Below are 19,682 nucleotides of genomic sequence, written 5' to 3' on the forward strand. Positions count from 1 at the left end.
CCTTAATCAAATCTGTCGCCGAGCAGGAATTGCAAGGCGCGGTCGAGCCTAATATGGGGCAGCGGCAACGCCTCGCCGGCCGCGTCCCGAGCCGCAATCGGTGGCCGGAAGCGCACGAAACGGTAATCCGCCGCATGCGGATCGACGATTCCCATATCGCCGGAGAAAACAGCATCCGGATCGCGCGGCAATTCGCCGGGGAAAATCGCCGCTTCCGTGCGGCCATCGAAGACCTCGCCGCCGATGCGCTCGCCGGCAATCGGAATACCGACGACAGCCGGCAAAGCCGCACCGCCGCGACCGACATTGACTTCATGCGTGGCGCGCACCGCCGCGAGCGCGACAACATCGATAATTGCACCAACGTTCTCTGACCGAGCAATGGCACGCGCCGTCAGCCGTCGCAGGATCGCCTCCAGGCGATCGTGGCTCACATGATTCAAATGATCGGCCTTGGTGGCGGCGAAAAGAATTTTGTCGATCCGCGGTCGCAGCAAACTCGTCAGCAATGTATTCTTGCCGGTACGGAAAGCATTGAGAACGTCGCCGAGCGCCTGTTCGAGATCGCGCACGGCGGAAACGCCAGCGTTCAGCGCCGCCAGCACATCGACGAGCACGACTTGCCGGTCGAGTCTTGCGAAATGATCGCGAAAGAACGGCCGCACCACATGATTGCGATAGGCATCGTAGCGGCGTGCCATCATGCCGGCGAGCGATTGCGGATCGGTTTCGCTGCCTTCGCTGATCGGCAGCGGCGAAAACGTCAGCAGCGGCGAGCCTTCAAGATCGCCCGGCATTAGGAAACGCCCTGGTGGCAACGCCGATGCGGAGATCGGTTCGGCGCGGCAGGCGCGAAGATAGGCCGTGAACAGCGCCGCTGCCTTCTGCGCGACACCCTCGTCCGCGGCAGCCTCGGCGTCGAGACTCGTGACATAGGCGCGCCATTCGGCCGCCAGTGGCGCGCGCGCCGGAGTCAGGCTCGCGTCAAGCGTATCCTGCGACCAGCGTTGATAGGATTTGCCGAGAAGTGGCAGATCGAGCAGCCATTCGCCGGGATAATCGATGAGGTCGATCGTTAACTGCGATGTCCGCCGGCCGAACCCGGTGTCACGTTCGAATTCGAGCGTCAGCCGCAGTTCGGAAATGCGGCGGGTCGACTCGGGCCACGCGCGTTTGTCGGCATCGCCGCCCGGCCCTGTCAGCGTCGCGATATGGTCTTCGTAGGCGAAGCGCGGCACCGCATCGTCGGGCTGTGGTTGGATGGCGCCGCGAACCAACCGACCTTCCGCATGAACCCGGAAGACGGGCAGTGGATTCTTGCCGCCCAGCGTCGCGACGCGTGCGGCCAGAGTCAGATGCTGCACGAGCGCAGTAAGGAAAATCGTCTTGCCCGCGCCCGACAGGCCAGTGACGCCGAGCCGCAACGGACGGCCGGATAGGGATTCGGCAAGGTTCTGAATCGCGAGCCCGGTATCGAAGAGAAAATCGGCGAAAGAGGGCACGGGCGATCCTCAACCTTCCGATGGGTTCATTTGGCGAGCGCGAGGCGTGTGACGAAATGTTCGAGTTGGCCCACGCCGCGACGCGCCTTTTGCCAGACATCGACGTCAAAATCGATCACGGCCAGCGCCGGCGCGGGAAAATTGCCGCGCATCCGCGCAAGTTCCGCCTTGTTGCCGTGCCCGGCCAAGACATGCGCCAGTTCGGCAAGGCCTGGATTGTGGCCGACGATGAGAAGAAATTTGGCATCTCCGGGCGCTTCAGCCACCACCTCCTCCAAAGTGCGGAGATCGGCGCTATAGAGCTTGCCGACGAAATCTACCGTGAACGTCACACCCGCGCCCCGTTCGAGGCCGCGGAAAGTTTCTTTGGCGCGCTTTGCGGGTGAGACCAAAGCAAGGTCCGGCCGCAATCCCGCATCGCGGAAATAGCGGCCCATCCGCTCGGCCATTTCCCAGCCCGCGGGGGTCAATTCCCGATCCGCATCCGATTCGTCTGTGAGCGGCACTGCTTCGGCATGACGCAAAATTGCTAGGCGCAGCATGAGGAAACCGGGCAGGAGTAAGGACGAACCGGGAACCCGGCGGCGCTATTATCTCCCGTGGCGGGCGCCTTGCAAAGCCGCGCTCGGGACGCCCGGTTTAAAAGCGTCCGCATTCGCTCGCAATCACCTCTTTGATCGAGGCCTGCAATTCCATCACGATCTCGTTCGCCTCGGAGGGATAGGTGATGGCATCGAGCTGGCTGCACGGGGCGATCAGCCGCAGGCTGCTGGTCGCAAACAGGGCATCGGCACGGGAGAATTTCTCCAACGGCAGCGAACGCTCGGCGACATCGAAGTGCAAACCGTGCGCCTTGGAAAGGACGAAAGCGCGTGTGGTTCCGGCGAGCGCGCCGTCGCTCAGCGGCGGGGTTACGAGCTGACGGCCGAAAATGGCAAAGATGTTCGCGGTTGCGAGGCAAGCCACGCGGCTATGCGTATTCTCGAACAAAACCTCGTCGGCGCCGCGCGCGGAAGCCTGTTCCAGCGCCAGCACGGAATCGAGATAAGGCAACGCTTTGATGCGCGAGGCCGGCGACGTCTCGTTGCGGCGGATCGATGTCGTACCAAGTTTCAAAACCGGGAACAGCGGCATGTGCATCGCTGCGGCCGCGCCATAGAGAAGCGGCGCGGGATTTTTCGGGAATGATAGCCCGCGTGGGCCTGGCCCGCGCGTCAGTGTCAACCGAACCGCGCCGTCGCCGATAGCCTCGGCGAGCGCATCGAGGGCCGTCCCGGCGGCCATTTCGTCGAAAGGAATGCCAAGAATCTCGGCCGCGTCCGCCATCCGATCGATATGCGACTTGCGACGAAAAATGTGGCCGTTACGCGCCAGCGATGTATCGAACACGCCGTCGCCAAGGTTGAGTCCGCGATCCGTCAAATCGAAGGAAACGACCGGCTGCTCTTGTATCGCACCATTAAACCAGAACACGCGGCTTTCTTTCCATAGCGAGACGCAAGAAATTAGCGAAAAGAGCGTGGCCAAATTCGGTCAAAATTGATTCCGGATGAAACTGGACGCCATAAACCGCCGCAGTGTGATGCGAGAGCGCCATAATCTCGCCTTCCTCGGACACAGCATCAATCGAAAGGTTGGTTTCGAGCGCTGGCGTGCGTTCAACGACTAGCGAATGATAGCGCCCAACGACCAAAGGTTGTGGCAATCCTTCGAAAAGACCTTTGCCGCTATGTGTCAGCCGCGATGTCCGGCCATAAAGCGGGCGCTTGGCTGCCTCTATTCTACCGCCGAAGACTTCGCCGATGGCCTGATGGCCAAGACAAACGCCGAGGATCGGAATCTCACCAGTCAATTCTTCAACGATGGCCTCGGAAATGCCGGCATCGCGCGGCGTTCCCGGTCCTGGTGAAATCACAATGGCCGCAGGCCCGGCACGGCGGATTTCGGCGACGTCAATTTCATCATTGCGGCGCACGACGACATCGCGCCCAAGCTCTTCGAAATAGCGGGCGACGTTGAAGACGAACGAATCGTAATTGTCGATGACAAGGACGCCATTGCTCATTGCGCCGCCTCTTCCAATTCCTCGGCCGCACCGAACGCCTCGAACAGACGCTTCACCTTGATCTCTGTCTCGGCATATTCGGCCACCGGATCGGACAGGCTCGTGATGCCACCGCCCGCGTGCAGCGAGGCGCGGCCAGGTTTCAGCACCGCAGTTCGGATCGCAATGTTCATGTCCATCGTGCCATCAAAGCCGATATAGACGATCGACCCACAATAATAGCCGCGCGAGACCTTTTCGATCTCGTCGATGATTTCCATCGCCCGCCGCTTGGGCGTGCCCGTAACCGAACCGCCGGGAAAGGTCGCGGCAACCAGATCGACGATATCCCTGCCTTGCGCCAGTTCGCCCGTGACCACAGAAACGAGATGGTGGACGTTTGCGTAGGATTCGAGGCCGCAGAGCACCGGCACCTCAACCGACTTCGGCTCGCTGACACGTGAAAGATCGTTGCGCAGCAGATCGACGATCATGATGTTTTCGGCGCGATCCTTCTCCGATTTTAGAAGCGCCTGGGCGCGGCGCGCGTCTTTTGCCGGATCGGGCGAACGGTTGATCGTCCCCTTGATCGGCCGCGTCTCGATGGCGCGGCCGCGTTTGCGCAGCAACAATTCCGGCGACGAAGACGCGATCACTGTCTCGCCGAGATTGAGATAGGCAGCAAAGGGCGCGGGATTGGCCGCGCGCAGCTTCTCGTAAAACCCGAACGGCGCAAAATCTTCCGGCAGGCGCGCGGAAAACCGCTGCGCGATATTGGCCTGATAGATGTCGCCCGCAAAAATATGCGCCTGCACATCTTCGATCGCGGCGTGATATTCGGCCGGCCTGAAATTCGAGGCCCAGCCATGAATGGCCGGCGGTGCGCTCGCGATGCGGCCGGGATGCTCCAGATGAGCCAACACATGATCGATTCGTGCCGCCGCGCGTGCTGCGCGCGCTTTCTTGTCTATCTCCGGCAGCCCGGACGAAAAGACATAGGCGCGGCGCAGCAGATGATCGAAAGCAAGCACGAGATCGTAAAAACCGAGCGAAACCGGCTCGTCCTGTTCCACAGCGTGCCGGCCGCCGCGCAGTCCATCGAATTCCCAACCGAATTCGTAAGGCACGGCGCCCATCACGCCACCCTGAAACGGCGGCAGCGCCGGGTCTGGCGTAAACGAAAAACGCCCAAGCAAATCGCGCAGAGCCTCTTGCGGCGAGGCCTCAAGGGCGATTCCGTTCCACGCTGCGCGACGCCCGACTGCGGTAAAAATGCCGAAAGGCTCCAGCCCGATAAACGAATAACGCCCAAGCTTCGGCTCGAACATCGCGCTGTCGAGAAATGCGAAGCCGGGCCGCTCGGCGAGCGCGCGTGCGACATCCAGCGGCTCGCGCCACGTGAGCTGATAAACCCAAAGTCCGTCCAGCTTTGCCGTCACATCATTTCCCGCCGGATTCGGCGCCATCTGCTACCATTTTCGTGAAGAACAAGAAAACCAGCGCAGATATGTGGATTCCGAGACGGTTACGCAATCGCCTCGCGGCTTTGCAAAGCGACGCCGGCCGCCCTAGCTTAGGGGCCAAACTAGTCTTGCCAAGTTAGTCCTGCCATGAGGGGTTTTGAATGTGGCGCGTCGTCCTGAGGCCCGCGCTTCTATTCCTGCTGCCCTTCATGCTTTATGCAATCTGGCTTCTCTTGCGTCGGGCGACGCCCTTTGGCCGTCACCATTGGGGTAGCGGCGTCGTTTCGACCTTGACGCTATTGGGGCTGGTCATCGCCGTGATTGGAATGTTCGCCTTCGGAATTTTCGCCGACCGGCATCTCGGCGCTTACGTGCCGGCTCATATCGAAAACGGCGTCGTCGTGCCCGGCCGCATGCAATGAGCGTGACCGAGATCGCGGCGCCCGCGCCTGCGCTGGCCCTGCTGCAAAACGACGAACTCCAGGGCATCCTTGACCTGCTCAACGGCAACGGCGAGGAGGCACGCCTCGTCGGCGGAGCGGTGCGCAACGCCTTGCTCGGCAAGCCGGTCTCGGAATTCGATATTGCCACGACAGCAACGCCGGAGACGGTCGCCGCGCGCGCGCAGGCCGCAAATTTGCGCGCCGTCCCCACCGGCCTCGCGCATGGCACGGTGACTGTCATTATCGACGGTCATCCGTTCGAGGTGACGAGCCTGCGCGAGGATATCGAGACAGATGGCCGCCACGCCGTCGTGCGCTTCAACCGCGATTTTGCCGCCGACGCACAACGCCGCGACTTCACGATGAACGCTTTGTCGCTAAGCCGCGAAGGCGTCCTCTACGATTATGTCGGCGGTCTCGACGACATCGCCGCGAAAATACTGCGCTTCATTGGCGATCCCGCGGCGCGGATCAAAGAAGATTATTTGCGCGTTCTGCGCTTTTTCCGTTTTTCAGCCGGGTATGCCGAAGGGCCTCTCGATGCGGAGGGCCTGCTTGCCTGTATCCGCGCCCGCGATGGGCTGGCGCGACTGTCGCGCGAACGCGTGCGCAACGAAGTGCTGAAGCTTCTCGCGGCACCCCGCGCGGGCGAGATAACGCGCGAGATGTCGCAAGCAGGCCTGCTTGGCCCGCTGCTCGCCTCGGCACCCAATCCGCGACGTCTCGAAAATTTGTTGAATCTGCGATCTGGCGAACAGGCCGATCCGGTTTTGAATCTCGCCGCGCTCTGCCTCAATCTGCCCGAAGACGCTCACCGGCTGCGCGAGAAGCTCCGCCTCTCAAATCCCGAACATCAACGTCTGGTGAAGGCGGCCGATGCGCTCGAAACACTGCATGATTTCGATACACCGCCGGACGAGCGCGGGCTTTTGACTCTATTGTTTCGCTATGGCCGCCGTGGTGCCTGCGATGCCCTGCTGCTCGCCGCATCGCACGCCCGCGACGATGCCGCTCTCTGGCGCAAGGCGCTCGGTTTCTTGCGCGACGCGAAAGAACCGCGACTACCCTTCGGCGGCAATGACCTGCTCGCGCGCGGCATCAAAGATGGCAAAGCTGTCGGCGAAACGCTGAGACTTCTGGAAGCGCGCTGGATTGAGGCGGGATTTCCGGAAGATGCGGAAACTCTGAGGATCATACTCGATCAGGCAGTGCAGCTCGATCGCGATTGAGGCAAGTCCGAGGAAGAGCATTTCAATGGCCGCAGCCATCCCTTTCGCACTTAGCAATTTCACGGTCACCCTTTTCGTAATCGGTTTGATCGCCTCATGCTTCGCCCTCGCCCGCGCGCCAAAACCTTTAGGCACCGCAATCGTCGTTGAAGCCTTGTTCTCGTATTTCCTGTTATTTTCGATCGGCGTGAGCTTTTTCTACAATTTCGTCATGCATACATTTTTCGGTGACATGGCGGCTCGGTTCATCGGCTGGGCAAACAGCCCTTTTCAAACCGAGGTCGGCTTTGCGAGTCTTGGCTACGCGGTCGTCGGCTTTCTTGCGTTTCGCGGCGGTTTCGGGCTGCGGCTCGCCGCCATTATCGGCCCATCGCTCTTTCTGCTCGGCGCGGCCGGCGGACATGTCTATCAGATCGCCAAGGCCCAAAATCTCGCGCCCGGCAATTCGGGCGCGATCCTCTATAGCGACGTGCTTATTCCAGCGATTGGCTTTGCATTGCTGTGGCTGCAGTCGCGCTGTGCACCAATGCGAGCCAAAGGCTAGCGGCGGCAATTGCCACCCCGCGTTCAGCGGTTTCCGTCGGTGATTGCGCCAAAAATGTTTTTGTGTTCGCGCGGCGGCGCGCGCCAATAAGGCTGGGGTGCATCGACCTGACCGCCGAGCGCGGCGGCCGCGTGCCAGCCCCAGCGCGGATCGTAGAGCATGCCGCGCGCCAGCGCGACGAGATCGGCTTTGCCACTGGCGATAATGTCTTCAGCCTGCTGCGGTTCGGTGATGAGGCCGACAGCGAAAGTGGTGACACCCGTCGCTTCCTTGATGCCTTCGGCAAGCGGCACCTGATAGCCGGGGCCGACCGGAATCTTCTGCAGCGGCGACGCGCCCGCGGAGGAGGCGTCGATCCAATCGACGCCGCGTTTCTTCAATTCCGCCGCATAGGCGATGGTCTGCTTCAAGTCCCAGCCACCTTCGACCCAATCGGTCGCCGAGACGCGTACGCCGACCGGCTTGTCGGCCGGAAAAGCTGCGCGCACCGCCTCGAAGACTTCGAGCGGAAAGCGCATGCGGTTTTCGAGCGAGCCGCCATATTCGTCGGCGCGGCGGTTCGACAGAGGCGAAAGAAATTCATGCAGCGGATAACCGTGCGCACCGTGAATCTCGAGCGCGTCGAGGCCGAGCTGGTTGGCGCGCTCGGCCGCCACGGCGAAGCCCGTGCGGATGCGGTCGCGTCCCGCTTTGTCGAGCGGCTGCGGCGGCACTTCACCCTCGCGCTGCGGCACGGCGGAGGGCGCGTGCGCAAGCCACCCGCCTTCGTGGAGGGGAATCTGCGCGCCGCCTTCCCACGGCACATGGCTGACGCCTTGCGGCCCGCGTGAGCGAGCTGCATCGCCACCTTGATGTTGGAATAGGCGCGGATCGCAGCGAGCACAGGCCGGAACGCTGCTTCCGTCTTATGGTCCCAAAGGCCGAGATCGCCAGGCGTGATACGCCCGTCCGGCTCGACCGCCGTCGCCTCGATGGTCAGCATGGCGGCGCCGGAAAGCGCCATCGTGCCAAGATGAATCAGATGCCAGGTATTTGGCTCGCCATTGTTCTCGGCCGAATATTGGCACATCGGTGAGACGACGATGCGATTGGCGAGCTCCATGCCGCGGAGTTTAAGAGGTGCGAAAAGTGCGCTCATGATGCATTCCAATGTCGATGACCGCACGCTGCAGGCCACCTTCAAATAAAGCAAAAGCGCCGGAAGTTAAAATGACGTCGGCTTGGAGCGCCGGCGGATGCTTCTGCCCTACGCCGCCTTCTTGGTCGCCATTGCAGCGAGCGTACGCAGGATCGCGCGCGTCCCTTCGAGCCGCTCGGGCGTTTGTTCGAAATCGCGGATGAAGACGACGCGCATGTCGGGGCGCACTTTCGCCTGCGGCCCCTGCTCCGCGACATAGCGCACGAGCGCTTGCGGATTGGCGAAGGAATTGTCGCGGAAGGCCAGTGTTACACCCTTCGGCCCCGCATCGACCTTTTCGACATTCGCCTTGAGGCAGAGCGCCTTGATCGCGACGAGCGTTAGCAATTGCTCGACTTCGCGCGGCAGCGGCCCGAAGCGATCGATCATCTCGGCGGCCATGGCCTCGATCTCGGTATCGGTCTGGAGCGTCGAGAGACGGCGATAGAGACCAAGCCGCAAATCGAGATCGGCAACATAATCCTCTGGAATCGTGACTGGCGTGCCGAGCGTAATCGCCGGCGACCAGGCTTCTTCCACTGGCTCGTCGATGCCCGACTTCAATGCCAGAACCGCCTCCTCCAGCATCTGCTGGTAAAGCTCGTAGCCGACTTCCTTGATGTGGCCCGACTGGTCCTCGCCCAAGAGATTGCCAGCGCCCCGGATGTCGAGATCGTGCGTCGCGAGTTGGAAACCAGCGCCGAGCGTGTCGAGCGATTGCAGGATGCCAAGCCGCTTTTCCGCCTGCGGCGTCATTTTCTTGTTCATCGGCGTGGTGAAATAGGCGTAGGCGCGCGTCTTCGCGCGGCCGACGCGGCCACGCAATTGATAGAGCTGCGCGAGCCCGAACATATCGGCGCGATGGACGATGAGCGTATTCGCGCGGGGGATGTCTAGCCCCGACTCGACGATCGCCGTCGACAGCAGAATGTCGTACTTGCCGTCATAGAAGGCCGACATCCGGGCTTCGAGTTCCGAGGCCGGAAGCTGCCCGTTGGCGATGATGAACTTCGCCTCTGGCACATTCTGACGCAGGAAAGCGCCAGCCTCTTCGATATCTTCGATACGCGGGCAGACATAGAAACTCTGGCCGCCGCGATAGCGTTCGCGCAGCAGCGCTTCGCGCACCAGCAGCGTATCGAAGGGGCTGATCGCGGTGCGCACCGCGAGCCTGTCCACCGGCGGCGTCGCGATGATCGAGAGTTCACGCACGCCGGTCAGCGCAAGCTGCAATGTGCGCGGGATCGGCGTCGCCGATAGCGTCAGCACATGCACTTCGGCACGCAGCTCCTTCAACCGCTCTTTGTGTTTAACGCCGAAATGCTGTTCCTCGTCGATGATAACGAGGCCAAGATCTCTGAAGGCGATCTGGCCGCCGAGCAAAGTATGCGTGCCGACAACGATGTCGATGTCGCCCGATGTGAGACCGGCCTTGACGACCTTTGTATCGGCCGAGCCAACCATGCGCGAGAGCTGCGCCACTTTCACCGGCAGACCGGCGAAGCGCGCGGCGAAATTCTTCGCGTGCTGACGCGCGAGCAAGGTTGTCGGCACGACGACGGCGACCTGCTTGCCGTTGATCGCGGCGGCGAAGGCGGCGCGCAGCGCAACTTCCGTCTTGCCGAACCCGACATCGCCGCAGATCAGCCGGTCCATCGGCCGGCCAGACGCCAGATCGTCGAGCACGGCGTCGATCGCGGCATCCTGATCTTCCGTCTCGTCATACGGGAACCCGGCGCAGAACGCCTCATAAAGTGGCTCGGGCGGAATCAGGCACGGCGCCGCTTGCGTCTGCCGCGCAGCGGCGATACGCAACAGGCCTGCGGCCATTTCGAGGACGCGCTTGCGCATCCGCGCCTTGCGCTTCTGCCAGCCGGCGCCGCCGAGCCTGTCGAGCTCGACATCCGAGCCTTCCGAACCGTAGCGCGACAAAAGCTCGATATTCTCGACCGGCAGGAAAAGCTTGTCGCCGCCGGCATAATGGATTTCAAGACAATCATGCGGCGCGCCTGCGGCCTCGACCGGCGTGAGACCCTGGAAGCGGCCAATGCCGTGGCCGACATGGACGACAAGATCGCCGGCCGAAAGCACACCGACTTCAGCAATGAAATCCTGCGCGCGCCGGGCTTTCTTGCGCGCATGAATCAGACGGTCGCCGAGAATATCCTGCTCACCGACCACCGCGAGGTCCGGCGCCTCGAACCCTGCCTCAAGCCCGATGACGGCGAGAGCGACGGTTCCCTTCGACGCACGCAGCGCGTCGGCGAAAGACGACACCGGCTCGACCGCGTGCAGGCCGAAATCCTTCAACACATGGCCGAGACGCTCGCGTGAGCCTTCCGACCAGCCAGCGACGACGACGCGCTTGCCCTGTGCCTGGAGAGCCTGAACATGTTCGGCCGCCGCGTGGAAGACATTCGCGCCCTCGTCGGCGCGCTCGGCAGCGAAATTCCGGCCGAGCTTGCCGCCGCAATCGATGACGAGAGTCTTGCCGCCTTCCGGCGGTGAAAAAGCTGTGACTCGCGCGGTGCCTTGCGCGGCAAGTTGTTTCGTCCATTCGTCGGCCGGCAGATAAAGTGCGTCGGGCGGCAACGGCTTATAGGCGGAATTGGACGGGTCGCTATCGTGCGCGTGTTTCCGCGCATCGTAATAATCGCGGATTTGCGCCAGGCGTTCGGTCGCGGCCTCGTCGGTCAGCGGATCGAGCACCAGCGGCGCGCCGCCGATATAATCGAACAGCGTATCCAGCCCATCGTAGAACAATGGCAGCCAATGTTCGAGGCCGGGATGGCGGCGCCCTTCGCTCACCGCCTCGTAAAGCGTATCGCCGCGCAGGCCGCCGCCGAAAGCGCCGACATAGCCCTGGCGGAAGCGACGCATGGAGTCCGTCGTCAGTTGCACTTCGCTGACCGGCACAAGATCGACCGCGCGAAGCGGCGCAACGGTGCGTTGTGTCTCCGGGTCGAAGGTACGGATCGATTCGAGCGTATCGCCAAAGAAATCGAGCCGGATCGGCTCCAGCATGGATGGCGCAAAAAGATCGAGGATGCCGCCACGCACGGCATATTCACCCGTGTCGCGCACGGCAGAGGCACGCGCGAAGCCGTTATTCTCAAGCCATTCGGTCAGGCTCGTCATGTTGACGGCGTTGCCGGGCGCGGCTGAGAAAGATTCCGCCGCCACTTTTTCGCGCGGCGGCACACGTTGCAGGACGGCGTTGATCGTCGTCGAGAGAATGCGCGGCCGTCCGGCGGCAGTGCGCGAACGTGCGAGCCGCGACAGTACCGTCATCCGACGCGCCGAGATCGCCGCATTGGGCGAGACGCGATCGTAGGGCTGGCAGTCCCAACCGGGAAAATCGAGAATCTCGATCTCGGGTGCCACGAAAGCCAGCGTTTCATTGAAGGCACGGGCACGTTGCTCGTCGCGCGCGATGTGGACGAGCACGACGGCGCGCTCTTCGGCCGTCGGCGCGAGAGCCCGGCTGAGGTCGGCAATGCAAAAGGCATCGAACCCGTCCGGCAATGAGGCCAGGACGAGCGAGCCTTTTTTGGCAAGTTCGGCGGTCGCGCGCTTCAGATCAGTCACGGGTCAATAATTCCAGATGCCAGAGCCTCAGATATGGATCGGCCCGGCATGGGTGTGAAACTGCCGCAACCGTCCCAGCACCGGCGTGTCAAAGGACGACGGGATTTCAATCTCCCCTGTCAGCCAGCCGAGAATATCGCGATCCTGCGCTTCGAGAAGCGCTTCATAATCGCTCAATTCCGTCTCGCTGAGATGGGCGATCTCTGCATCGGCAAAGCGGCCCATCAGCAAGTCCGTCTCGCGCATCCCGCGATGCCAGGAGCGGAATAAAGCCCGCCTGCGCCGCGGATCGTCAGTCTGCGTCATCATCCCAGCCAAAAGTCACCAAGTCGGGCTTGGTAGCGCCTTTGGCGGCGCATCTCAATCTTTGATCCCGCCTCTCTTTGATCCCGCCTCTGCCGCGGGCTATAAAGGCGCATGTCGAAACGTCCGTCTCATTCGCCCTGGTCGCGGCCGCTGGCCGATCTCGTCGGCGCGGTGATCGATCCGGTCCTTGCCCGGCAGGGCTTCGGCGAGTCGCAGATCGTCCTTTATTGGGAGGATATCGTCGGCGAAAGGCTCGCGGCCATGTCCGAGCCTTTGGCACTGAAATGGCCGCCGCGCGGACCTGCGCGGACCGAACACGCGCCGGCGATATTGGTCGTCAGGGTCGAAAGCGGGTTCGCGCTCGAATTGCAGCATCTTGCCGCGATTGTGATTGAACGCGTGAATGGCTACTTGGGCTTTGCCTGCATCGACCGGATTGCCCTGCGGCAAGGGCCTGTGACGCGCCGGGCCGCCGTTGCGCGAAGGCGGCCGCCATCCCCCCAAGCGGTCGCCGCGGCCGAAGCGATGGTCCACGACGTCAGCGAAGGTCCGTTGCGCGAGGCGTTGGCGCGGCTTGGCGCCCAGATTATCGAACATTCACTTGACCCCAAGCCCGCCTCGTGATCGGAAACCGTCCGAAGAGCTGCCCGGCTTCAATCGGAATTTTCGACGGGGGAGTTTATGTCTCGATATCAGCGGTTTTCCGCCATGCGTGCGCTCGGAATGATTGTGGCGGTCGCCATCGGCGGCGTTTCGGCCATGCAGCTTTGGCCCGCACAAGCGCAGACCGTGACGATCCCGCCCGAGAAGTTGAATGCGCCGCAAGCGCTGCCTGATATTGTCCAGGGCAAAGCCGACGCACCCGTCACGATTATCGAATATGCCTCGATGACCTGCCCGCATTGCGCCCGTTTCCATGCCGAGACCTATCCGACGCTGCTGAGCAAATATATCGAGACCGGCAAGGTGCGTTTCGCGCTGCGAGAATTCCCGCTCGACCCGCGCGCGGCTGCGGCCTTCATGCTGGCACGCTGCTCCGGCGATGGCGACAAGCGCACGGCTGTGATCGATCTCCTTTTCAACGCGCAGCAGTCCTGGGCCTATTCCGACACACCCATCGACGCGCTTGCCGGCCTGATGAAACAGACCGGCATGGGCGACAAGGATTTCCAGGCCTGTCTCAACGACCAGAAGCTCTACGATAAGGTCATCAAGGAGCGCGAGGATGCAGGCAAGGACTTCGCCATCGATGCGACGCCGACCTTTTTCATCAATGGCACGAAATATAGCGGCGAAATGCCGGTCGCTGCACTGACCAAAATCCTCGATCCGCTGGTCGCAAAGAAGTAAGATAGGATGCGGGTGGCGCCCAAGCACAGGAGGTCGCTTTGAACCTGCTGCAGTTTCTCTTGAACGTGCTGTGGATCGCGTTCGGTGGCATCTGGATGTCGGTCGCCTGGGTGATCGCCGGGATCATCATGGCGATCACAATTATCGGCCTGCCATGGGCCCCGGCTGCATTCCGCATCGCCGCCTATACATTATTGCCCTTCGGCAGCCGAGCCGTTCCGCGCGCCCAGATGACCGGCCGCGACGACTTCGGCACCGGTCCGCTTGGCTTCCTGGGCAATATTCTGTGGCTCGTGCTTGCCGGCTGGTGGCTCGCGCTCTGCCACGTTATCACTGCGGCGATGTGGGCGATCACTATCATCGGCCTGCCCTTCGCCTGGGCACACCTGAAGCTTGCCGGTATCGCGCTCTGGCCGATCGGCAAGATCATTGTCCCGGCGAACGCCTGACCAATCGGGACGGCGTTGCGCACAGAAAAAGCGCCGCCTTGCCTTGCGTTGGCGGGCGCCCTTGCCCGTAATCGGGAGCATTTTCGCACAGGCGGCCATGAGAGATTAGATGAAAGTGAAAGTCGCATACGGCGATGAAATTTAAGAAACTTCATATCGCCGGCTTCAAAACGTTTGCCGAATCGACGGATTTCCTGATCGAACCGGGGTTGACCGGCATTGTCGGGCCGAACGGCTGCGGCAAGTCCAATCTCGTCGACGCCTTGCGCTGGGTGATGGGTGAAAGCTCGTCGAAGAATATGCGCGGCGCCGAAATGGACGACGTGATCTTCTCCGGCAGCGGCAACCGGACCGGCCGCAACATGGCCGAAGTGCGCCTGACGCTCGACAATAGTGCGCGCACCGCCCCGGCGGTTTTCAACGACGACGAGGTAATTGAAGTCACCCGGCGTATCGAACGCGATGCCGGATCGAGCTTTCGCGTCAACGGCCGCGAAGTCCGTGCCCGCGACGTGCAATTGTTGTTTGCAGACGCATCTACCGGCTCTCGCTCGCCCGCCATGGTGCGGCAGGGGCAGATCAGCGAACTGATCTCGGTCAAACCGCAGCAACGGCGACGCATCCTCGAAGAGGCCGCCGGCATCGCCGGATTGTATTCGCGCCGGCATGAGGCCGAGCTTCGGCTAAAGGGGGCCGAAGACAATCTCGTGCGTCTCGAAGACGTTGTGAAGCAGATCGAAGCGCAGATCGACGGGCTGAAGCGTCAGGCGCGGCAGGCGACGCGCTATCGTGTCCTCGCCACCGACATCAAGCGCAACGAGGCCTTGCTTGCGCTCGTCAATTTCGGCGAAGCCAATGCGCAGCTCACTGCCGCCGGCCAAAAAGTCGAAGACGATCTGAAGCTCGTCGCCGACGCGACATTGCATCAGGCCGAGACGGCGCGTTTGCAGGCTGTCGCGGCGCATGAATTACCGCCCCTGCGCGAAGCCGAGGCCAATGCCGGTAGCGAATTGCAGAAACTGGTGCTGGCGCGCGAAACGCTTGACGGCGAAGAGCGCCGCGCCAAGGCGCGCCTAGCTGAGCTTGAGCGGCGCATCGCGCAGATGAATGCCGACCTCGGCCGCGAGCAGGCTTTGATCGAGGATGCCGCCTCGGTGCTGACGCGGCTCGATAACGAAGCCGAGGAACTCGCGGCATTCGGTGCCGATGATACGGATGCCGAATCCGCCGCGCGCGCAAAATTCGCCGAAGCGGAAACGGCGCTCGCGACATCCGAGGCCGCGCTCGGCACTGCGCAAAGTGCGTTCTCTAATGTCGAAGCGCAGCGCAATGCGCTGAACAAAAATCTCCGCGACGAGACGCAGAGATATTCGCAATTCGAGGCCGAGCTTGTAAAGGTGAGCGCGGAACTTGCCGCCCTGCGTACCGAGATCGAAAATGCGGTCGCAGATGACCTGTTCGGCGCGGCGTTCGAGTCCGCGAAGGCGGCCGCCGAAACGGCGGAAAAAGATATGCTCGCCGCCGAGGCCGCTCATGCCGAATCGCGCCGCGCTGAGGCGGACACGCGCGGCCCTTGGCAGGACGCGGAACGCAAGGCGCAAAGTCTTGCGACCGAAGCTCAAACCTTGGCAAAATTGCTTTCCGCGCCGAGCGGAAGCCGCTGGCCCGCGGTCGTCGAAGAAATCAGCGTCGCCAAGGGCTATGAGGCGGCGCTCGGCGCGTCGCTCGGCGACGATCTCGACGCCTCGATCGATGTGACCGCCCCGGCCTATTGGGATATGCTCTCGAGCTATGACGATCCCATCCTGCCCGTCGGAATCGACTCGCTTGCGCAATATGTCAGCGCGCCGCCCGCTCTGGCACGGCGGCTGGCGCAAATCGGCGTCGTCGCCCAAAGCGCCGGCAAGGCCTTGCAGGCACAATTGCGGCCCGGTCAGCGGCTCGTCTCCGTGGAAGGCGATCTCTGGCGCTGGGACGGTTTCTGTTTTGCGGCGGAAGCGCCGACGCCCGCGGCCCGGCGCCTCGCCGAAAAGAACCGGCTTGGCGATCTTACGCGCGATGCCGAGATCGCACGTCACTCCGCTGATGAGGTCAAAGCCAAAGCCGAGGCGGCGCAGGCCGATCTGCGGGTGAAGGCCGAGGCGGAAGCCAAGGCGCGCCAAGCGCACCGTGACGCCCTGCGTGCTGTCGAGCAGACGCGCGAAGCCGCCGCCGAAGCCGAGCGCAAGAAGGCTCAAGTCGCAGCCCGGCTATCGGGACGCGAGGAAGCCGCGCAGCGCTTGACCGCGAGCCGCGACGAAGCCCGCGCCAATCAGGCCAAAGCCGAGGCGGCGCTGGCCGAACTCGTTGCGACGCCTGAACTTGCGATGGCGCTGGAGGCGGCGCGTGCCAAGGCCGCGCAGAATCGTACCGCAACCGCCGAAGCGCGCGCGCATCTGCAAGCGCTGATCCATGAGATGCAGACGCGGACGAAGCGTCTTGCGGCGATCGGCGAGGAGCGCGGCTCCTGGAATAACCGGCGCGAGCGCGCGCAATCCCAGATCGGCGAATTGGACTCACGTCTCAAGGAAGCCGCGGTCGAACAGGAAAAACTCGCCGATACGCCTGGCGAATTTTTGCGCTTGCGCCGCAATCTGATGGATCAGATCGAAACCGCCGAAAACGCGCGCCGTGCCGCCGCTGACGCACGCGCCAAAGCCGAAGAACGCCTGACTGACGCCGACCGAGCCGCGCGCAAGGCACTCGAGGCCATGAGCACCGCACGCGAAGAAAAGGCACGCGATGAGGCGCGGCTCGAAGGGGCGCGCGAACGCTTCGCCGCGATCACCCATCACATAGAAACCGAATTGCAATGCGATCCGAGAGGCCTTGCGGCACTTGCCAACGTCGAGCGCGATGATGAATTGCCCGATGCGCCGAGCGTCGAAGCCAAACTCGAAAGACTGAAGGCGGAGCGTGAACGGCTGGGCAACGTCAATCTTCGCGCCGATGAAGAGTTGACCGAATCCGAAACGCGCCGGACGAACCTGACGAGCGAGCGCGAGGATTTGACCGAAGCGATCCGCCGTCTGCGTCAGGCGATCCAGAACCTCAACAAGGAAGGCCGCGAACGGCTGCTCGGCGCCTTCGACGCTGTGAACGCGCATTTCAAGGACCTCTTCACGACGCTCTTTGGTGGCGGCGCGGCGGAATTGAAGCTTGTCGAATCCGAAGACCCACTGGAAGCCGGGCTTGAGATTCTCGCACAGCCGCCGGGCAAGCGCATGCAGGCGCTCTCGCTTCTGTCCGGTGGTGAGCAGGCTTTGACGGCGATGTCGCTGATCTTCGCCGTCTTCCTCACCAATCCCTCACCGATCTGCGTGCTCGATGAAGTCGATGCGCCGCTCGACGACGCCAACGTCGAACGCTTCTGCGATCTGCTTGAACAGATGGTGAAGCGTACCGACACGCGCTTCGTCGCCATCACGCACAATCCGATCTCCATGGCGCGGATGGACCGGCTCTTCGGTGTGACGATGGCCGAACGCGGCATCAGCCAATTGGTGTCGGTCGAACTGACCGAAGTCGAACATTTCCTCGAGGCGGTGTGAGCGAGACGCCGGGTGCGCAACGCCGCGTTTGCGTCATTCCTTTCGCCGTCGTTCGGTTCGATATTGTGATCTATCTCGGCCTTATCAAAGCTTTCTGGTTCTCAGCCGAGGAGCCGGCAACGAAGACTTTAGACATCGTCGCCGGTCTCGTTGTGTCGTTTTTCTTTTGCATGAGCGCGATCTCGGCGCTCATCCTTTTGCTGCTGCGCGTGCAGTCGCGGACCGCACTTCTTTTCGCGCTTGGCTTTCCTGTCGCCTGCGTGCTGGCGTTCGCCGCCGGAGCCGCCATTTTCACGTGGGCGTGATCAGTCGAACACGCCTTCGAGGGCGTAATGGCTAATCGTCTTGCGGTTGGCGATCAATTGCTCGACCGTTGGCTCACCCTTCATGGCGCGCGAGATCGCGAGCTTCGTCGCGTCGTAATTGGTACGATAAAGATCGCGGCGATCGAGATTTTCGTCTGTGGCGCAGCGCGGATCGAGCCAGATCATGATGATCATGCAGAGATCGTTGGCCTTGTTCTTCGGCAGGATTCCTTCGGACAGGCAATCGACGATCGCATCGCCCGTCGCCGCCTGCACGATGCCGCCCAGCAATTCGACATAAGCTTCTGAGCGCACCGTCATTTTGGTGGTCATCATGGTCGCTGGGCGGACCTGCTGATTGAGATCGCGAATGACGAACATGCGCGGGTGGCCTGCGACCTGCCCCGCCATCGACGCGAACGCTTGCCCGACTGGCCCACGCACATCACCGATCATCACCTCAGGCATTGCGTCGGTGAATTGCCCCTCCGCCGCCAAAACTGTCGCTTCGCCTGTACGCAACCAAATCTCGCTCATTTCGTTACCCCTTAGATCGCGATGACTTTGGATCGACCGATCCAAAGTCATGAACGTGATCGATTCTAGTAATTTAGAGCGGGATTGGTGCGAAAAACCGGTATCCACTTTTTCGCATCCCGCTCTAGGCTTTCGCGCCCGCATAACACCCGCAAGCTGTTTATCCAAGGCCCAACCCGATGCCTACTCTGTGTGCATCGCCTACGGCCAAGTTCAGCCGCCGTTAAGGACGCGATTTGGATATAGGGGTTGAGAGAATCGCGGCGCGGTCGCGGCTCTCAGAACAAAAAAGGGGAGTATCCTGATGTTGAAGAAAATTGTTGCGGCGATCGTCCTGGCTTCGGCCGTCGCCTTCGCGCCTGTCGCGGCCATGGCTGACCATGTCGTCGTCGTGCATCATGGCGGCTTTCATCATGATTACCACCACCATCACCACGTCGTTGTGATTCATCATCATCACGACCACTACTAAGCGACGTGTCTGATTGCTGCTGATTGTTTCGCGCCGGGACCTTCCCGGCGCGTTTCTTTAGGCAGGCCGCGATAATCCTGGGCCGAGCCCGCGGGATTGCCAGCGCGTGGCGCCAGAGGCTAAGTTAAAAAGCCCAGAGATCATGGGAATAATGGGAGAAACGCCCTATGAAAAAAGTATTAGTGCTCGCGGCCGGCTCGGCCGCGTTGTTGTTGTCGTGCGTATCCGCCTTCGCGATTGACTCGGATTATAAAGCCACGTCCACCCACTCCGTCAGCGATGTCTGGGCGAAGGTTGGCGATTTCTGCGGCATCGGCACCTGGCATCCCGCGGTCGCGAAATGCGAACTGTCGCATGGCAAGAAGATCCGCACTCTGAGCCTGAAGGGTGGCGGCACCATCGTCGAGCGGCTTGTATCGTGGGACAAAGCTGATCACAAATACACCTATCGCATCCTCAAAAGCCCGCTGCCGGTGAAGGATTACATCTCGACGATCAAGGTGGTCGCCGACGGTTCGGGCTCGGACGTCATCTGGACCGGCAAGTACAAAGCGGTGAAGGGTACGACTGACGACGCCGCCAAGAAAGTCGTCGACGGCATCTACAAAGCCGGCGCGGATTCGTTGGCGCAATAAAGCCAGCGCTTCCTGACATAATTGTCATTTTCTGTCAGACGGTCTCTG

The 19,682-nt window shown here is 61.9% G+C and carries 18 protein-coding genes and 1 pseudogene; 10 read left to right on the forward strand and 9 right to left on the reverse strand.

Features of this window, described 5'->3' with window-relative positions:
• Positions 1-2: 2 nt before the first annotated feature.
• The 5 genes from WDN02_RS17650 to pabB all read right to left on the reverse strand — a co-directional run bounded on the left by WDN02_RS17650 (position 3) and on the right by pabB (position 4,985).
• Complete coding sequence (locus WDN02_RS17650) at positions 3-1,502, reverse strand: YcjX family protein (RefSeq protein ID WP_337294726.1); 1,500 nt, start codon at positions 1,500-1,502, stop codon at positions 3-5.
• Positions 1,503-1,528: 26 nt separating this feature from the next.
• Positions 1,529-2,044: a histidine phosphatase family protein gene (locus WDN02_RS17655; protein WP_337294727.1), complete on the reverse strand. Its 516-nt coding sequence runs from the start codon at positions 2,042-2,044 to the stop codon at positions 1,529-1,531.
• Positions 2,045-2,141: 97 nt separating this feature from the next.
• The gene (locus WDN02_RS17660) at positions 2,142-2,975 is read right to left on the reverse strand and encodes an aminotransferase class IV (RefSeq protein WP_337294728.1); all 834 of its coding nucleotides are present in this window, start codon (positions 2,973-2,975) and stop codon (positions 2,142-2,144) included.
• Positions 2,962-3,567, reverse strand: a complete 606-nt coding sequence (locus WDN02_RS17665; RefSeq protein WP_337294729.1) for an aminodeoxychorismate/anthranilate synthase component II — start codon at positions 3,565-3,567, stop codon at positions 2,962-2,964. Before WDN02_RS17665 ends, WDN02_RS17660 begins: the two co-directional genes overlap by 14 nt.
• Positions 3,564-4,985 (reverse strand): aminodeoxychorismate synthase component I, encoded by a 1,422-nt coding sequence (gene pabB / locus WDN02_RS17670; protein ID WP_337294730.1) that lies wholly within the window; start codon positions 4,983-4,985, stop codon positions 3,564-3,566. Before pabB ends, WDN02_RS17665 begins: the two co-directional genes overlap by 4 nt.
• 185 nt (positions 4,986-5,170) lie before the next feature.
• Here pabB and WDN02_RS17675 point away from each other — a divergent pair, with 185 nt between their 5' ends.
• Genes WDN02_RS17675 through WDN02_RS17685 form a run of 3 tightly spaced genes read left to right on the forward strand, consistent with a single transcriptional unit; the run spans position 5,171 to position 7,225 of the window.
• Positions 5,171-5,431: a DUF6111 family protein gene (locus tag WDN02_RS17675; protein ID WP_337294731.1), complete on the forward strand. Its 261-nt coding sequence runs from the start codon at positions 5,171-5,173 to the stop codon at positions 5,429-5,431.
• On the forward strand, positions 5,428-6,681 hold the full coding sequence (locus WDN02_RS17680) for a CCA tRNA nucleotidyltransferase (protein ID WP_337294732.1): 1,254 nt from the start codon (positions 5,428-5,430) through the stop codon (positions 6,679-6,681). Before WDN02_RS17675 ends, WDN02_RS17680 begins: the two co-directional genes overlap by 4 nt.
• Before the next feature lie 25 nt (positions 6,682-6,706).
• The gene (locus WDN02_RS17685; RefSeq protein ID WP_337294733.1) at positions 6,707-7,225 is read left to right on the forward strand and encodes a DUF6790 family protein; all 519 of its coding nucleotides are present in this window, start codon (positions 6,707-6,709) and stop codon (positions 7,223-7,225) included.
• A 23-nt stretch (positions 7,226-7,248) separates the two neighbouring features.
• On the opposite strand, the pseudogene WDN02_RS17690 reads toward WDN02_RS17685, so the two are convergent.
• The 3 genes and pseudogenes from WDN02_RS17690 to WDN02_RS17700 all read right to left on the reverse strand — a co-directional run bounded on the left by WDN02_RS17690 (position 7,249) and on the right by WDN02_RS17700 (position 12,299).
• Positions 7,249-8,363: pseudogene (locus WDN02_RS17690) on the reverse strand (NADH:flavin oxidoreductase/NADH oxidase).
• A 108-nt stretch (positions 8,364-8,471) separates the two neighbouring features.
• Positions 8,472-11,990, reverse strand: a complete 3,519-nt coding sequence (gene mfd / locus WDN02_RS17695; protein ID WP_337294734.1) for a transcription-repair coupling factor — start codon at positions 11,988-11,990, stop codon at positions 8,472-8,474.
• 27 nt (positions 11,991-12,017) lie between these two features.
• The gene (locus tag WDN02_RS17700) at positions 12,018-12,299 is read right to left on the reverse strand and encodes a succinate dehydrogenase assembly factor 2 (RefSeq protein ID WP_337294735.1); all 282 of its coding nucleotides are present in this window, start codon (positions 12,297-12,299) and stop codon (positions 12,018-12,020) included.
• Positions 12,300-12,407: 108 nt separating this feature from the next.
• On the opposite strand from WDN02_RS17700, the gene WDN02_RS17705 reads away from it, so the two are divergent.
• The 5 genes from WDN02_RS17705 (at position 12,408) to WDN02_RS17725 (ending at position 17,990) form a co-directional block, all read left to right on the forward strand.
• Complete coding sequence (locus WDN02_RS17705) at positions 12,408-12,920, forward strand: DciA family protein (protein ID WP_337294736.1); 513 nt, start codon at positions 12,408-12,410, stop codon at positions 12,918-12,920.
• Positions 12,921-12,977: 57 nt separating this feature from the next.
• Positions 12,978-13,646, forward strand: a complete 669-nt coding sequence (locus WDN02_RS17710) for a DsbA family protein (protein WP_337294737.1) — start codon at positions 12,978-12,980, stop codon at positions 13,644-13,646.
• Between the two features lie 38 nt (positions 13,647-13,684).
• On the forward strand, positions 13,685-14,095 hold the full coding sequence (locus WDN02_RS17715) for a YccF domain-containing protein (protein ID WP_337294738.1): 411 nt from the start codon (positions 13,685-13,687) through the stop codon (positions 14,093-14,095).
• Positions 14,096-14,229: 134 nt separating this feature from the next.
• A complete protein-coding gene (smc, locus tag WDN02_RS17720) occupies positions 14,230-17,685 on the forward strand; it encodes a chromosome segregation protein SMC (protein ID WP_337294739.1) in 3,456 nt (1,151 codons plus the stop codon).
• Positions 17,682-17,990, forward strand: a complete 309-nt coding sequence (locus WDN02_RS17725) for a hypothetical protein (protein ID WP_337294740.1) — start codon at positions 17,682-17,684, stop codon at positions 17,988-17,990. Before smc ends, WDN02_RS17725 begins: the two co-directional genes overlap by 4 nt.
• Here WDN02_RS17725 and WDN02_RS17730 read toward each other — a convergent pair whose 3' ends face one another.
• Positions 17,991-18,527 (reverse strand): formaldehyde-activating enzyme, encoded by a 537-nt coding sequence (locus tag WDN02_RS17730; protein WP_337294741.1) that lies wholly within the window; start codon positions 18,525-18,527, stop codon positions 17,991-17,993.
• 304 nt (positions 18,528-18,831) lie between these two features.
• Here WDN02_RS17730 and WDN02_RS17735 point away from each other — a divergent pair, with 304 nt between their 5' ends.
• Positions 18,832-18,999 carry a hypothetical protein gene (locus WDN02_RS17735; RefSeq protein WP_337294742.1) on the forward strand — a complete coding sequence of 56 codons (168 nt, stop codon included), beginning with the start codon at positions 18,832-18,834 and terminating at the stop codon, positions 18,997-18,999.
• A 167-nt stretch (positions 19,000-19,166) separates the two neighbouring features.
• Positions 19,167-19,634: an SRPBCC family protein gene (locus tag WDN02_RS17740; protein WP_337294743.1), complete on the forward strand. Its 468-nt coding sequence runs from the start codon at positions 19,167-19,169 to the stop codon at positions 19,632-19,634.
• Positions 19,635-19,682 lie beyond the last annotated feature (48 nt).

This window comes from Methylovirgula sp., assembly GCF_037200945.1.
In the GTDB taxonomy this organism is placed as follows: domain Bacteria; phylum Pseudomonadota; class Alphaproteobacteria; order Rhizobiales; family Beijerinckiaceae; genus Methylovirgula.

Excerpts from the sequence above, each read along its gene's own strand:
- WDN02_RS17730 (WP_337294741.1), bottom strand. The coding sequence starts at position 18,527 with ATGAGCGAGATTTGGTTGCGTACAGGCGAAGCGACAGTTTTGGCGGCG.
- WDN02_RS17740 (WP_337294743.1), top strand. The coding sequence starts at position 19,167 with ATGAAAAAAGTATTAGTGCTCGCGGCCGGCTCGGCCGCGTTGTTGTTG.
- WDN02_RS17665 (WP_337294729.1), bottom strand. The coding sequence starts at position 3,567 with ATGAGCAATGGCGTCCTTGTCATCGACAATTACGATTCGTTCGTCTTC.
- WDN02_RS17675 (WP_337294731.1), top strand. The coding sequence starts at position 5,171 with ATGTGGCGCGTCGTCCTGAGGCCCGCGCTTCTATTCCTGCTGCCCTTC.
- WDN02_RS17700 (WP_337294735.1), bottom strand. The coding sequence starts at position 12,299 with ATGATGACGCAGACTGACGATCCGCGGCGCAGGCGGGCTTTATTCCGC.
- WDN02_RS17655 (WP_337294727.1), bottom strand. The coding sequence starts at position 2,044 with ATGCTGCGCCTAGCAATTTTGCGTCATGCCGAAGCAGTGCCGCTCACA.
- smc (WP_337294739.1), top strand. The coding sequence starts at position 14,230 with ATGAAATTTAAGAAACTTCATATCGCCGGCTTCAAAACGTTTGCCGAA.
- WDN02_RS17685 (WP_337294733.1), top strand. The coding sequence starts at position 6,707 with ATGGCCGCAGCCATCCCTTTCGCACTTAGCAATTTCACGGTCACCCTT.
- WDN02_RS17705 (WP_337294736.1), top strand. The coding sequence starts at position 12,408 with ATGTCGAAACGTCCGTCTCATTCGCCCTGGTCGCGGCCGCTGGCCGAT.
- WDN02_RS17710 (WP_337294737.1), top strand. The coding sequence starts at position 12,978 with ATGTCTCGATATCAGCGGTTTTCCGCCATGCGTGCGCTCGGAATGATT.
- WDN02_RS17735 (WP_337294742.1), top strand. The coding sequence starts at position 18,832 with ATGTTGAAGAAAATTGTTGCGGCGATCGTCCTGGCTTCGGCCGTCGCC.
- WDN02_RS17680 (WP_337294732.1), top strand. The coding sequence starts at position 5,428 with ATGAGCGTGACCGAGATCGCGGCGCCCGCGCCTGCGCTGGCCCTGCTG.